Genomic DNA, 12,950 nt, shown 5'->3' on the forward strand with positions numbered 1-12,950 from the left:
ATCAGGCTCCCAATGTCGCGACGAGGATCGCTTTGATCGTGTGCATCCGGTTTTCGGCTTGCTCGAACGCGATATTCATATCACTTTCGAAAACCTCCTCGGTGACTTCCATCTCGGTGATGCCAAACTGTTCGTGAATGTCCTGACCGACCTTGGTCTCCAGATTGTGGAAGGCGGGCAGGCAGTGCATGAACTTGACGGCTGGATTGCCGGTTTTCTTCATCAGATCCATGTTGACCTGATAAGGGCTCAGCAGCTTGATCCGCTCAGCCCAGACTTCTTTAGGCTCACCCATCGACACCCAGACATCGGTATGAATGAAATCCGCGCCCTCTACGGCCGAGGTATCGTCCGTGATGGTCACACGTGCGCCGGTCTTTTCAGCCCGCTCTATCGCCAATTCGCGCACATCGTCATGGGGCTGGGTTTCTTTCGGCGAAATCATCCGCACGTCGCAGCCCATGATCGCGCCCAACATCAGCAGCGAGTTGCCCATGTTCGACCGACAATCGCCCGAGTATGCATAAACAATGTCCTTGCGGGGTTTGTCGGCGTGCTCGATCATGGTCTGCATATCGGCAAGCATCTGGGTCGGATGCCAGTCATCCGTCAGGCCGTTATAGACCGGAACACCGGCATATTCAGACAGCGTCTCAACCATGTCCTGACCCGCACCGCGGAATTCGATCCCGTCGAACATGCGGCCCAAAACGCGCGCAGTGTCTTTCATCGACTCTTTGTGCCCGATCTGCGATCCCGACGGATCGAGATAGGTGATGTTTGCACCCTGATCGTAGGCGGCCACTTCAAATGCACAGCGGGTACGGGTCGACGTTTTCTCGAAGATCAGGCAAATGTTCTTGCCGGTCAGCGAGGGCTGTTCGGCGCGGGCATATTTCGCGCGTTTCAGGTCACGGGCCAGATCCAGCAGGTACAGCATTTCACGCTGGCTGAAATCGGCAATTTTCAGATAGCTACGGCCTTTTAGATTGAATGCCATTTTGTCTCTCCCTAACAAAAAATCAGTGGGCGCAAGGGCGCGCGCCCTTGGTAAATTCAATAGGCGGGGTCGCGGTCGATCGGGCAGGTCATGCAGTGGCCACCGCCGCGGCCGCGACCAAGTTCCTGGCCTGAGATTTCGATCACATCGACACCAGCTGCGCGCATCTTGCCGTTCGTAAACGTGTTGCGCGCATAGCCGACGACCACGCCGGGCGAGAGGGCGACGACGTTATTCCCGTCATCCCATTGTTCGCGCTCGGCCTGGAATTCGTTGCCACCGGTCGAGATGACTTCCAGCGAGTTCAGCCCAAGGGCCTCTTTGTAGACGTCGAACAGGTGCCCTTTTTCAACGTGGATATCCAAATCTCCACGGTCACCCGGACGGATCGAGATGCAGGTGATCTGGTCCGCAACTTCCGAGAATGCAGTAACTTTGTCATGGTCAAGGCAAGTGAAGACGGTATCCAGATGCATGGCCGCGCGGCTTTTTGGCATGGCACAGGCGACGACACGTTCGGCGCCGCCCTTCGTGAACAGCGCTTCCGCAACCTGAGCGACGGCCTGCCGGGTTGTGCGCTCGCCCATACCTATGAAGACAGTGCCGTTGCCCACCGGTTGAACGTCGCCACCCTCAACCGAAGCGAGGCCGAAATCGTCGTCGCTATCGCCCCACCAGAACTCGAACTCGGCGTCCTTGAACATCTTATGGTGGCGATACACCGTACGCATGATCAGGGTTTCTGGCTTACGAGCAGGCCAGAACATCGGGTTCGTCGTCACGCCATCGAAAATCCAGCAAGAGGGGTCGCGCTGGAACTGCGCGTTGGGGATGGCGGGAAGGATGAAGTCGCCCAGAGAAACCAGATCACCGAACTGTTCGTCGATCATACCCTTGGGCAGGTCTGCAAAGATGATGCCGCCAAGCATATGGCGAGCAAGCAGCTTGGCATCCATCTCGTCCAACCAGGCACGCATTTCTACGGAAAAGCCCAGGCCGACCATGTTGGGCGTGATCAGACGGTCCAGCAGGAAGGCGCGCGCTGCGGGGTCGTCTGCGATAGCTTGGGCGAGCAGATCCTGAATATCGTAGACCTCGACCCCGCGTTCCCGCATCAGGGAACAGAATTCTGCGTGGTCCTTGCGGGCCTGCTCGACCCAGATCACGTCATCGAACAAAAGCTCTTCGCAGTTTCGTGGTGTCAGACGATCATGCGCCAGTGAAGGGCGCGAGACGATCACCTTGTTGAGCTTTCCGATCTCGGAATGAACACCGAGCTTCATTGCAACTCTCCTTTCGAACTATCGGTTTTCTGAATGTCTTCAATATCATTGTCCTGACTCCAGCGGACCCAGACATGGATTGGCACGCCCATAAGCAACAGGACCGAGCCAACCAAAACGGTTTCAGCGCCTGAGCCGATGAAGGCCCAGACCGAATAAATGAACCCAAGTGCGCCCAGCACGACGACCTTGGCCAATTCCGGGCCGTGCAGGACCTGCCCGCCTTTCAGCCGGATCATAATCTCCGCCACAGAGCAGATGGCATAAGGCAACAGGCTGGCGACAACGGCGAGCAGAATGACAAAGTTGAATGCGGCGACCAGCCCTTGCGCATAGTTCATGATGATCAGAACCGAAGCCAGCGCATTTGACAGGATTAACGCATTGGCTGGCGTTCCAAATTTGGATTTTTGGCCCAAGGCTGCAGGGAAGACGCGATCCAAGGCAGCACCGTAAGGGACCTGGCCACTGAGCAGTGTAAAGCCGTTCAAAGTGCCAAAGGTCGAAATCACCGCACCCACTGCAACAAGGACACCACCAACGGGACCAAACATCACCTCACCGACGGCTGCCAGAGGTGCGGCGGAAACAGCGAGCAACTCGGCAGGAATGACGCCCATCGAAACGGCGGTTACCGAGATATAGACGCTTGCCGCGATAATCACGCCGATCACGGTGGCGCGTGGAATGGTCTTTTCCGGCTCGATAACATCACCAGAGGGAACTGTTGCAGATTCAAGGCCCAAGTAAGCCCAAAGCGTCAGAGCAGCCGCGGCGGAAATCGCCGTAAACGCCGTGGTGCCGCTTTGATTGACCGGAACATAGTTCTCAGTGTTGATCCAGAAGATACCCAATATGCCAATCAATATCAGCGGAGCGAGCTTGAGCACGGTGGTCACGATCTGAACCAAACCAGCCCCTTCGACCCCTCGGATGTTAACCAAGGTGAGCGTCCAGATTGCAACCAACGCGGTCGATAGGCCGTACATTGGCACTTCGATGATAATCGGGAACAGGAATCCCAGATATCCCACCAACGCGACAGCAACAGCTGCGTTACCAGTCCAAAGTGCGATCCAGTACCCCCAGGCAATTATGAAGCCTGCAAAGTCTCCGAATGCTTCTTGCGAATAGGCATAGGGGCCACCGGGTTTCGAAACGACGCGAGACAGCCTTCCGAAAATGATCGCGAGAACAAGCGCCCCTGCCGAAGTCAGAATCCACCCACCTATTGCGATTGGCCCGTACGGTGCAAGTGACGCTGGTAGAAGGAACACTCCCGACCCGATCATGTTTCCGACAACCAAAGCGATACAGGCCGTCAGCCCTAGCGCACCCGATGTCGAAGTCGTCTCTGGAGCGGAGCGATCGGTCATTGCGACGGCTCAGTTCGATGTTGTGTCTGAAGTCTCGGTTGTGGGCCCGTCGATCCCCGGATCAGTTATGGCCCCAACGGTAAGTGCGGCGCAGATGATCACGGCCAGAATTACGAGCAGCGGGAAAACAAAACGTAGCCACCGGTCATAGGAGACACGGCCAATGGCTAGCCCACCCATGACGACGGCAAATGTCGGGTTGAACAGGTTCACCCATCCGTTTGCTGACTGGTACGCAGTAACCACAAGGTCACGACCGACGCCTGCAAAGTCTGCCAGTGGCGCCATGATCGGCATCGAAAGCGTGGCCAGCCCAGACGAGGACGGCACCAGGAATGACATCAAGATCTGAATGCCAAACATCGCGTTGATAAAGGCGAACTCGCTCAGCCCCGAGACAAACCCCTCGGCTCCGGCGAGGATTGTGTCGGTGATTTTGCCCGCGTCCATAATCACGACCACGCCGCGCGCGACGCCAATGATCAGGGCAACGCCCAGCAAATCGCGCGCTCCGTCGACGAAGGTTTCCACAAAAGTCCCTTCGTCCATTCTAGACCCTTCATCCGTTTTCCCGACCCACCAAACGATGATGGACATCACCAGGAAGAGACCGGACATTTCCGCCATCCACCACCCCAGCGCGACAACACCATAGATCATAATGGCGAAGGTAATCCCGAAAAGAACCAGAATGATCGAACGCGTCTTGGTCATCTCGGGGAACGTATCATTGCCTTCCAAACCCTTTAGGAAATGCGCCCGGTTTTCCTCGGCCTGATCGGCCACCACGGACAATGACGGGTCGGCTTTCACGCGTGATGCGTATCGCATGACGAATGCGATGCCTGCAGCAAGACAAAGAATAAGGATAATGAACCTAAGAACGATCCCGTTCGTGAACGGAATACCCGCACCTTGCGAGGCAACAACTGTTGCAAATGCGTTGAAGGTTGAGCCCAGGGTCCCAATGCCTGCGCCAAGCATGATCACCGCGACCCCGGTCAAGGAGTCGTACCCTGCCCGAATAAAGACCGGAATAATCAGAGCGTAGAACGCCAGGGATTCTTCCGCCATGCCATAGCTTGTCCCGCCAAAGGCAAAGGCGACCATCAGGATTGGGATCATCAGGATTTCCCGCCCGGCCAACCTGTGCAGCAACCAACCGATGCCGGCGTCGATAGCTCCTGTCTTGGTGACAACCATCAGGAAACCGCCGATGACTAAAACAAACAAAGCGACATCAATCGCCGCGCTGGATGAACTTCCCAGAAGACCGGGATCGTACATACCTGCAATCGGGGCAAGGATAACTGCCGTAAGTCCTTGGGGGTTCGGCTCGACTTCGTGGTAGGTGCCCGGGACAGGCGCTTCGCTGCCCAGAGCTTCGTTCATCTGACGGTCGTACTCACCGGCCGGAATAACCCATGTAAGGGCGGCCACGACGGCAATCAGTATGAACAGAATGGTAAAGGCGGTAGGAAATTTGAACTTGGACATATGAAACTCGCGCTGGGTGAAGCTGAGAAACTGGGCAGTTAAACATTTGAATATTTATGTCTCAACTTAGTACTAACGCGGTGACTTGTCACTTTCGTAAAACGTGAGGTTGTCGAACACATTGAACAATGTCTGCCATGGGCTCTGAGCGGCCATTCGCTGCGCTTTATTCGAAAGACCGCTCTGCGGACAGAGCTGACATTTACCCCAGCTAGACAAACGACAGCTTTGCCAACTTGGGCCCAATCCGGTCGCGTTTGCCCAGGTCACAGTTCTTAACCGCAAGCTGGCATTAAATGTGTCACCGGAGCCAAAGGGCTCCAGTAAGGTGAGTTTAGAATTGAGGCCAGTTTCTCAGTTACCAGCAGCGCCCCATCTTGCGTCGATGTTGTCCCATTCGGGAATCTGGCGGATCACCTCGAACGGATCAAAGGGCAGATCATCGGGATTGATCCTTGGCTCACCGGCTGCGGCCACTTCAGGCCTTGCATCTTCGATATTGCGCAACGGATAATCTCGGTTCTGGCCTTGGTTCGGATACTTCGCCGTCCAGATTTCGTGGCGCAATTTCATTTGCAGGAACATGCCTTTTGCCGGGAACATGGGCAGCATCTGGCCGCTCACTTCTCGCTGATCGTTGTACAGGTCGTAAAATTCTGGGCCTGAGAGACCGAGTTTACCGCCAACGAGGTGACGCTTGTACCGGCCTTTCACCAGCGCGGCGAGGACATTACCTGTGTAGATGAACGCATAATCCCGTCGGCTGTGAGTATCGCCATTAAGAATCAAGGACGTCTGATCCACGCCGTCAATGATCCGGTCTGTCGGTATATGCTGTGTTGCACCGCCGAGCCGGGCAAATGTCGTGAAAAGATCGGTCTGGTGGATGATGTCACCCACGACCTGACCCGGCTCGATCACACTCGGCCACCAGGCGATGGCAGGCACCCGCACACCACCTTCGGTGTAGTCGCCCTTACCCCCAGTGTAGAGCGTTTCCGTCATTCCAGCAGGGCCGTTGTGCACCATTGGCCCATTGTCCGCCATGAGGACAAAAAGAGTGTTTTCGGCAATGCCCAGACGCTCCAGCTCGTCAGTCAGGCGACCGATACGTGCGTCCATCCGCACAAGAGCCTATTGCAGGAAGCCACCGCTGGCTGTGACACGATCCGGAAATCCTTGGAACGAGGTAAGTTGGGGCCACCACGCGACATAGAATGGCTGCTCGCCATCTGCATGGCGTTGAACGAAATCGATGGTGGCGTTTTCGAATTCATCCTCCAAAGCCATGTAGCCATCATGGTCCGTTGGAGGTGTGCCGAACTCGCGAACGGGCCCGTCTTTCTTGCCTTCCAAAGCCCAGACATAGCCCGTCGGGCGCCAGCTAGGGTCGATGTCGTAGGGGTCGTCGCCGAACATGTCAGGGAACATGACAGCACTGGTCAGCGCACCCAATTGCGCGTTTGGAACATAAAGGCTCGGCACCTGATTGTAGGGTGTCCAAATGGCTTCGTCGAAACCTTGCTTGTTGAGGTAGCTTGATTCCACGTCTCCCAGGTGCGACTTGCCAAAAAATGCAGTGGCGTAGCCAGCTTTTGACAAGACCTCAGCCATCGTGACTTCATCTTCGGCCAGACCGCCATATTCATAGGGGAAGCCGACGTTGTACATGCCGTTACGCACAGCGTGCCTGCCCGTCATCACCGCTGCACGGCTTGGGGTACAGGAAGGCTCGGTGTACATGCGCATCATGTTCATGCCTTGATCGGCGAGGCGGTTCATGACCGGCGTCTCGAAGCCCCGAACTTTCTGGATTTCCGGAATACCGATTTCGCCGACCGGCGTGTCGTCCCACATAACGTGGATGATGTTGGGCGGCTTTCCAAATTTCTCACGAAGCTCCGCCAGTTTCGCGTCAATCTCGACGTCCTCCGTCATCCACTTCTCACCATGCTGAGCGGCAAGCACGTAGTATTCTGCGTCATGAATGATGGTGGGCTCTTGAGCGGAGACAGGCAGCGGCCAAACGCCAAGTATGATGGCTGCACTCGCGGCGAGCCAACTGTGTCGTGCGATATGTGTTTTCTGTTTCACAATGTTTCCTCAGGATGGTGCGTTTTGATCGGAGAAGACGGCGGTGGGTTTCAAAGCCCCGCATTTTTGGGTGGGCGGCTTGAACTTCGTTTCAGGCGGCGTTCAATCTCTCGTCGCACGTCATCGAAGCTTGAGATCAGATCTGTTGTGGCCTGATCGATGGAGCCGAATTTCTGCGACATCTCAGTCAACAGAAGTTCCAGGTGATCGCAAAGTTCGCCAAATCCCGCATCGGTTTTACGCAGATGCTCTATGACAGACGCATCTTGCGGAAAGATCGAATTTATGAGGTGGCCTTCTGGCATAGGTGAACCCAAGTCACGAACAACAAGACGAAAATGGCGAATGTGTTGGATGCGCGACTAGGTTTGTTATAGTAATTTTACGGCGTGTAACGGTGTTTGAGCCCGGCAGTTTGGGCGGAAGACTGAAGGTTTCACTGACATAGGCGCGAGGGGGCCACTATGAACGAGAAGGTGACGCGCTCCGTTGATGATGGCCAAGTCAAACAAGCGCTTCAGTCGATCCTGGAAAGCAGTACATTCGAGGACGTTCACCGGCTCAGGGATTTTCTTGAGTACATTGTCGCCGAGGCCCTGAAGGACCGTCGTACAAAGATCCGGGCAAAGATCATCGCTGCGGATGTCTACAAACGTCAGCCATCCGAAGGCGGTGATACAGAAGCAATCGTCCGTGTCGATGCAGGCAGACTGAGGAGGCGCCTGGAAATTTACTACGCCTACGAAGGCTTGTCAGATCCGGTTATGATTTCGATCCCCAAGGGCGGCTACAGCCCAGTCTTCAATCCGAACACACCTGTCGAAAGTTCGCCGAAGACGACGCCAGGTTCGAAGTCGGCCCCGTTTTCGCGTCTCAGCGTAGTCGCGTTTGTTGCAATAGGCTTTGTTGCTTTTGGAGGCGGTTGGCTTGCAAACGATGGACGCGGTGGCGTCGAAGAAACACCGCCGGCGGCTGAGAATTCCACAGATTTTGATCCTAGTGCCGAAATCAGGCTCTCTATCAGTCAAGTCTCGTCGGCCTCGCTTCTGGCAAGAACATTTGTTGAAGAAGCGCGTCAACTAACATTTCCGTCCATAGACCCAGCCAGACCAAAGGCCGCAGAGACACTGTGTAAACGAGCGAAGGAAATGGCGCCGGACCTCGCAACAGGTCATTCCTGCGATGCTTTCGTACAAGCGTTTTTTGCGTTCTTACTCCCACCAGGCCAGGAAAAAGAGACCCGACTGAAAAACGCCCGCGTAGATGCTGACGCCGCACTGCGGATCGATCCGGCAGACCCTTTCTCACTTATGGCAGATGCTTGGACACAATTCGCGGAAGGTAAGAGACAAGGCGCCGTTGAGAAGGCCGCTACGGCGGTGAGCCTCAATCCCGACGAAGCCTTTTTGCGCAACTTCTATGGAATGATGATGACATTTGAAGGTCGTGGCGTCGATATACTCTCGTCCAGCTTGCCGAACCTAAACGGCAAGGAAGCCGACGAGTTGTTCCACCCGTTTATTTTGGCGGTATCAAAACTTCAGGCGCAGGATCATGAGGGTGTCCTCGACGCGGTCGGCGAAGCCATTGCACTGGAGGGCCGTACAAGCCGACTGATCACATCAGTACAGATTGCTGCTCTCGAAAACAACGGAGACGCCGCAGAGGCCGAAAAACTCGCGCAGATCTTGCATGACACGTGGAAAATTCGCGACGTTCGAGGCCCTCTGCGACGCCTGTTCACGAAAACCTCTGATGTCGACGCGATTGCCGGGCCTGTTGAAGCAGTTTTCGCTCGCATCGGCTTGCAAACGACGAATAACAAATGATTGCCCACTGAAACCTGACGTTCATCCAACGCGCAGAATCGGTGGGTTTGGGCTCGAAACAGCCATTCGCTACAGCTTGCATGAATGTCCGCTCTGCGGACGAAGCTGCCTTCCAGATTGTTCTCATGAACGGCAGCTTTCCTTAGTTGCGTCATCGGTTTCTGCCGAGGAAGTCGACGAGCAATCCAGAGATCTTTTCCGGCTGATCTTCCATTGAGAAATGACCACAGTTTTCCAGCACATGCAGTTCTGACCCTGGAATTGCCGCGTGTAATTTGTGCGCCCAGTCCACGACCTGCCATGCGTCATCTGCACCCCAAATCAGTTGTACTGGGTTTTGACTAAGTTCGCCGTAGCGCGGGACCATCTCGTCTGTGTGCTTCGGATCATATTGCATCACTTGGTGCTGAAAGAAGCTGCCCTGTCCGACTGGGCCGCAAATGAAATCGAGGTAGGTTTCCATCGACGTCTCCGCCAAGCGCTCCTTGTTTTGAACCGTCGAGTTGAGCCAGTTGCGAAAGTGTTCTCTGTGGTCTGTATCGGGCGCTTTGATCAGCTTTTCCAAACCGGCCTGCATCTGCTCGCGCGTGCGTTTGGATGGCCAACTGTCATAGCTTACTACGTCAATCATGGTCAAACTGCGCAGCCGTTTCGGCGACTGAATGCCGAACCTCTGGGCAACGCCGCCGCCGATATCGTGTGCGATGAAGTGGAAGTCTTTAAGGCCCCAAACATCCAGCAACCCCTCAAGGATCGGCACTTGGCCCGTGACGGACGTATCAATGCTCGGGTCTTGCGGGCACTCTGACAGGCCATAACCGAGCAGGTCATACAAATGTACTTTGTAGCCAGCTTCGACAAGCGTTGGCAGTACGTTCCGCCAAATATACGAGGAAGACGGTGTGCCATGCAGGAGAACCACGGGCTCACCCTCTCCGTGTACACCATGTGTAATACGGGTACCGTTGATGAGAACATGTTGGTCGACGAGGTGGGTCATGAGGGGAACTCCAATTTTTTTCTTTCGCAAGTCCTAGCGCTTTGATACTTGATCAAGCAAATGAATGATTGTCATGTAGCGATAGAAATTCCGAATGGCTGAGCGTTTGGACATCGAAGGTTTGCGCGCCTTGGTCGCGATCTCGACCCATGGCGGTGTAACGCGCGCCGCCGAGCATTTAGCGCTGTCTCAACCTGCAGTGAGCCACAAAATCAAGCGGCTTGAGACTGTTCTAGACTGTGAACTCCTAGCACGCCGCGCCGGTGGGCCATTGTTCACCGAGGCCGGTACACGCCTGTTAGAGTATGCGCACCGGATGATGGATTTGCATGACGAAGCGCTCGCCGCTCTTGGAAAGAAGCCTTTGGCTGGCACCATTAAATTGGGCATGACCGAAGATACAACGGGCGGTGACGTTGCGCGCATCCTTGGCCGCTTTACACGTCTGCACCCAGAGACCACGGTCAGCACGCGGGTCGCGCAAAGCCTAACACTGTCTGATTGGCTTATCGCGGGTGAAATCGACATCGCGGTTATACAGGTCATGAGAGACGAAGTCCGGAGCGATGACCTTGTACTGTATGAGGACCGGCTGCACTGGATCAAGTCTTATGATCTATCACTGAATCTTAACGCATCCGTTCCATTCCTCGCGTTCGATCAAAACTGCTTCTACAAGCACTGGGCACAATCGCAGAACTCAAGAACGGGTCATCAATTTGAAGCAGTTTTAGAATGCCCGAGCGTATCAGGTATCCTTTCGGCAACGCGCGCGGGGCTCGGTATAGCCCTAATGAATGGCTTGCACTTGCCCCAAGACTTGGAAGTTATCGAAGATGTGTTCCCGGAGCCTCCTGCGATTGCATACGTTGCGCGCTCTAACCCCAAAAGGCGTAGTGACGCCGCCCGCGCACTGCTCAGCGAAATCGCGGCCGAGGTGGGACGCCCGTCGACCCTGCGCGTAGCGTAATTGGGAAAGCGGAACTTCGCGCGAAACGCAGCATATGGGAGGTATGGGCTCTATACGGTCATCCTTGTGTTTTGCTCAGATGACGGCTATCGGTTTCTGTTGCGAGCATAAACAAGCGTGCTCGGAATATGTTTGGTACTTATGACTCTGTGACGACTGCTGTCGGCGTATAGTGTCGGTGGACATTGCCATACAACTATAGACACTTGGTCAAGTATTGGATCTCTGTTTTGCCCATCTTTTGCGTTGTGCTTCAGCGATCCGCTCTCGACCTTGCTTGGATGTCGGGCCGGTTGACAAGCCGCCATGGTATCGACACCGGCGTTTTCCTGGTGCCACGGGTAGCTGACAACTCGATCCTTTGCTCGATTTTGCGCCACAGCGAGCTCGTATATGCGTTGGAAGTGGTTGCCCCTCATTGTCCAAGCCAATGTTCTGCAGATCCTGACATTGGCCACCAGTACATTCGGAGCACGTTTTTTCTCTGCCGCGCCCAGTAACTGTCCGAAAGGGGCAAATTTGACAGCTCGGTGTCTCATCCCTAGCGAACTCTTCCTGGAGTGATAACAACACCTCGCGAAGCATTTGGGTCAAACTCAAAAACACCTCCAAATGTAAGCAATTCTAAGCATCCACCTAAGACCCCATGGACTTTCAAAGCGTCGTTAAACGCGGGCGGCATCAAATTGGACGAGCCGCCTAGGGGCCTGCTGGCAAAAGGAATAGGTCGATTGCACTATCTGCTGCCTAAGCGTGTCTTGGTGACCGGCTGGAAGCACCATGCAAAGTAGCTTTTCGTTCAGCTAAGTTCAGGAACACTCTATCAAAGTACTGCCAAGACATTATTGCTCCATCGCCTTTTCTGGCTATCACATCGTTTACGTTTGAAACGATTTGCTCATAGCTAAGTTCAAGCGCACACCACCGCTCTACCGTGCGTTTTGCCGCGTCGCTATCAAGTGCATCAGCGAGTGTATACGCACCCTTGCTCTGGACGAGATTTCTGAGAGCTGCGATCAGACGGTCAAATTCCAAGGTGAGTTCATTTTTTTCAACGTGACTCGGCAAATCTGCCACGCTGAGCGTGCTCGTAGCCTGATTAGACAGATCACAATGCACATCGTTTGCTTGCTCCAAGATTGCTTTCGGTTTTGCTCTGTCGTTTCGGCAGGAGTTTGCGAACTTGCCATTTTCGGATTTCGCTTGGAAATGATTGATCGCGTTTTCCGCGAGAGCGACCATTATTCCGTCATCTGTCGCTTTCACTTTTCCAGTCTTGATGAGCGACGATAGCAGACGCGCCAGCGACTTTTTAGATTTGCCAAGGCCGACACGATACGCAAGCCTTTCCTCGTCATGCTCCAATGAGTCCTGCGCCTCACAATTCTCGACAAGAAACGAGAATAGCAATCCGCGCTCTTCAAGCGTCAAATCCTGTATTGTTCGGCGCATATCTTGGATTGAAAGTTGGGCGAAAATCATTTGTCCAGCCATGGAGGCTCCATACAAGGTTGGCTGACCGTGTGCTAAAGAGCGTCCACCGTGAGGATACTGGTCAGTTGATATTAGAAAAGCGGAGGAAGACATATAGCCGCTCGCAAGCGTTGCTGGCCGGTTTGTTACCGGTTGGCTTTGGCTTCAGCGATGACAGCAAGGATTTCGGAACGAGGCCACCGAGAAGATCCACCAAGTTTGATTGGCTTGGGAACCGACCCATCCGCGATACGGCGCCAGAAGCTCGGCACGCTGATTGCAAGCAGCTCTGCGGCTTCCGCCACCTTAAGCAATGGATCGATTTCGGTATGAATTGAGTTGGCTTCAGCGTTCATATGACTAGATGCCTCGTTTTGATGAGCGTTGAGTCATCTAGAGGCGATCTAAGATCATGCGGGGAGGGGAGA

General features: G+C 54.6%; 12 protein-coding genes. 2 read left to right on the plus strand and 10 right to left on the minus strand.

Annotated elements, in window-relative coordinates; translation table 11 throughout:
• Window position 1: 1 nt before the first annotated feature.
• The 6 genes from argF to ACXADZ_RS20265 all read right to left on the minus strand — a co-directional run bounded on the left by argF (window position 2) and on the right by ACXADZ_RS20265 (window position 7,250).
• The gene (gene argF / locus ACXADZ_RS20240) at window positions 2-1,000 is read right to left on the minus strand and encodes an ornithine carbamoyltransferase (RefSeq protein WP_170654231.1); all 999 of its coding nucleotides are present in this window, start codon (window positions 998-1,000) and stop codon (window positions 2-4) included.
• Between the two features lie 56 nt (window positions 1,001-1,056).
• Window positions 1,057-2,283: an arginine deiminase gene (locus tag ACXADZ_RS20245; RefSeq protein WP_170654233.1), complete on the minus strand. Its 1,227-nt coding sequence runs from the start codon at window positions 2,281-2,283 to the stop codon at window positions 1,057-1,059.
• Complete coding sequence (locus tag ACXADZ_RS20250) at window positions 2,280-3,659, minus strand: amino acid permease (protein WP_475199339.1); 1,380 nt, start codon at window positions 3,657-3,659, stop codon at window positions 2,280-2,282. The genes ACXADZ_RS20245 and ACXADZ_RS20250 overlap by 4 nt, the downstream gene beginning before the upstream one ends.
• 9 nt (window positions 3,660-3,668) lie before the next feature.
• Window positions 3,669-5,156, minus strand: coding sequence for a YfcC family protein (locus ACXADZ_RS20255; protein ID WP_475199341.1), 1,488 nt, complete (start codon window positions 5,154-5,156; stop codon window positions 3,669-3,671).
• 354 nt (window positions 5,157-5,510) lie between these two features.
• Complete coding sequence (locus ACXADZ_RS20260) at window positions 5,511-6,278, minus strand: sulfatase-like hydrolase/transferase (protein ID WP_475199343.1); 768 nt, start codon at window positions 6,276-6,278, stop codon at window positions 5,511-5,513.
• 12 nt (window positions 6,279-6,290) lie between these two features.
• Window positions 6,291-7,250, minus strand: a complete 960-nt coding sequence (locus ACXADZ_RS20265) for a sulfatase-like hydrolase/transferase (protein WP_475199345.1) — start codon at window positions 7,248-7,250, stop codon at window positions 6,291-6,293.
• 464 nt (window positions 7,251-7,714) lie between these two features.
• Here ACXADZ_RS20265 and ACXADZ_RS20270 point away from each other — a divergent pair, with 464 nt between their 5' ends.
• Entirely contained in the window at window positions 7,715-9,079 is a 1,365-nt protein-coding gene (locus ACXADZ_RS20270) for a hypothetical protein (RefSeq protein WP_475199347.1), read from the plus strand.
• 151 nt (window positions 9,080-9,230) lie between these two features.
• Here the strand turns inward: ACXADZ_RS20270 and ACXADZ_RS20275 are convergent, their stop codons facing one another.
• Entirely contained in the window at window positions 9,231-10,079 is an 849-nt protein-coding gene (locus tag ACXADZ_RS20275) for an alpha/beta fold hydrolase (RefSeq protein ID WP_475199350.1), read from the minus strand.
• A gap of 94 nt (window positions 10,080-10,173) precedes the next feature.
• Here ACXADZ_RS20275 and ACXADZ_RS20280 point away from each other — a divergent pair, with 94 nt between their 5' ends.
• Window positions 10,174-11,049 (plus strand): LysR family transcriptional regulator, encoded by an 876-nt coding sequence (locus tag ACXADZ_RS20280; RefSeq protein ID WP_475199353.1) that lies wholly within the window; start codon window positions 10,174-10,176, stop codon window positions 11,047-11,049.
• 210 nt (window positions 11,050-11,259) lie between these two features.
• On the opposite strand, the gene ACXADZ_RS20285 is transcribed toward ACXADZ_RS20280, so the two are convergent.
• The 3 genes from ACXADZ_RS20285 to ACXADZ_RS20295 all read right to left on the minus strand — a co-directional run bounded on the left by ACXADZ_RS20285 (window position 11,260) and on the right by ACXADZ_RS20295 (window position 12,878).
• Window positions 11,260-11,634, minus strand: coding sequence for an HGGxSTG domain-containing protein (locus ACXADZ_RS20285; RefSeq protein WP_475200136.1), 375 nt, complete (start codon window positions 11,632-11,634; stop codon window positions 11,260-11,262).
• Window positions 11,635-11,796: 162 nt separating this feature from the next.
• Window positions 11,797-12,543, minus strand: a complete 747-nt coding sequence (locus ACXADZ_RS20290; protein WP_475199356.1) for a hypothetical protein — start codon at window positions 12,541-12,543, stop codon at window positions 11,797-11,799.
• Window positions 12,544-12,668: 125 nt separating this feature from the next.
• A complete protein-coding gene (locus tag ACXADZ_RS20295; RefSeq protein ID WP_475199358.1) occupies window positions 12,669-12,878 on the minus strand; it encodes a helix-turn-helix transcriptional regulator in 210 nt (69 codons plus the stop codon).
• Window positions 12,879-12,950 lie beyond the last annotated feature (72 nt).

The sequence above is a fragment of the Ruegeria sp. ABM4_193 genome, assembly GCF_056158705.1.

Bases quoted from the DNA above. Each gene is read 5' to 3' on its own strand.
- ACXADZ_RS20280 (WP_475199353.1), top strand. From the start codon at position 10,174: ATGGCTGAGCGTTTGGACATCGAAGGTTTGCGCGCCTTGGTCGCGATC.
- ACXADZ_RS20295 (WP_475199358.1), bottom strand. From the start codon at position 12,878: ATGAACGCTGAAGCCAACTCAATTCATACCGAAATCGATCCATTGCTT.
- ACXADZ_RS20250 (WP_475199339.1), bottom strand. From the start codon at position 3,659: ATGACCGATCGCTCCGCTCCAGAGACGACTTCGACATCGGGTGCGCTA.
- ACXADZ_RS20270 (WP_475199347.1), top strand. From the start codon at position 7,715: ATGAACGAGAAGGTGACGCGCTCCGTTGATGATGGCCAAGTCAAACAA.
- ACXADZ_RS20275 (WP_475199350.1), bottom strand. From the start codon at position 10,079: ATGACCCACCTCGTCGACCAACATGTTCTCATCAACGGTACCCGTATT.
- ACXADZ_RS20290 (WP_475199356.1), bottom strand. From the start codon at position 12,543: ATGGCTGGACAAATGATTTTCGCCCAACTTTCAATCCAAGATATGCGC.
- ACXADZ_RS20260 (WP_475199343.1), bottom strand. From the start codon at position 6,278: ATGGACGCACGTATCGGTCGCCTGACTGACGAGCTGGAGCGTCTGGGC.
- ACXADZ_RS20245 (WP_170654233.1), bottom strand. From the start codon at position 2,283: ATGAAGCTCGGTGTTCATTCCGAGATCGGAAAGCTCAACAAGGTGATC.
- ACXADZ_RS20255 (WP_475199341.1), bottom strand. From the start codon at position 5,156: ATGTCCAAGTTCAAATTTCCTACCGCCTTTACCATTCTGTTCATACTG.
- ACXADZ_RS20285 (WP_475200136.1), bottom strand. From the start codon at position 11,634: ATGCTTCGCGAGGTGTTGTTATCACTCCAGGAAGAGTTCGCTAGGGAT.
- argF (WP_170654231.1), bottom strand. From the start codon at position 1,000: ATGGCATTCAATCTAAAAGGCCGTAGCTATCTGAAAATTGCCGATTTC.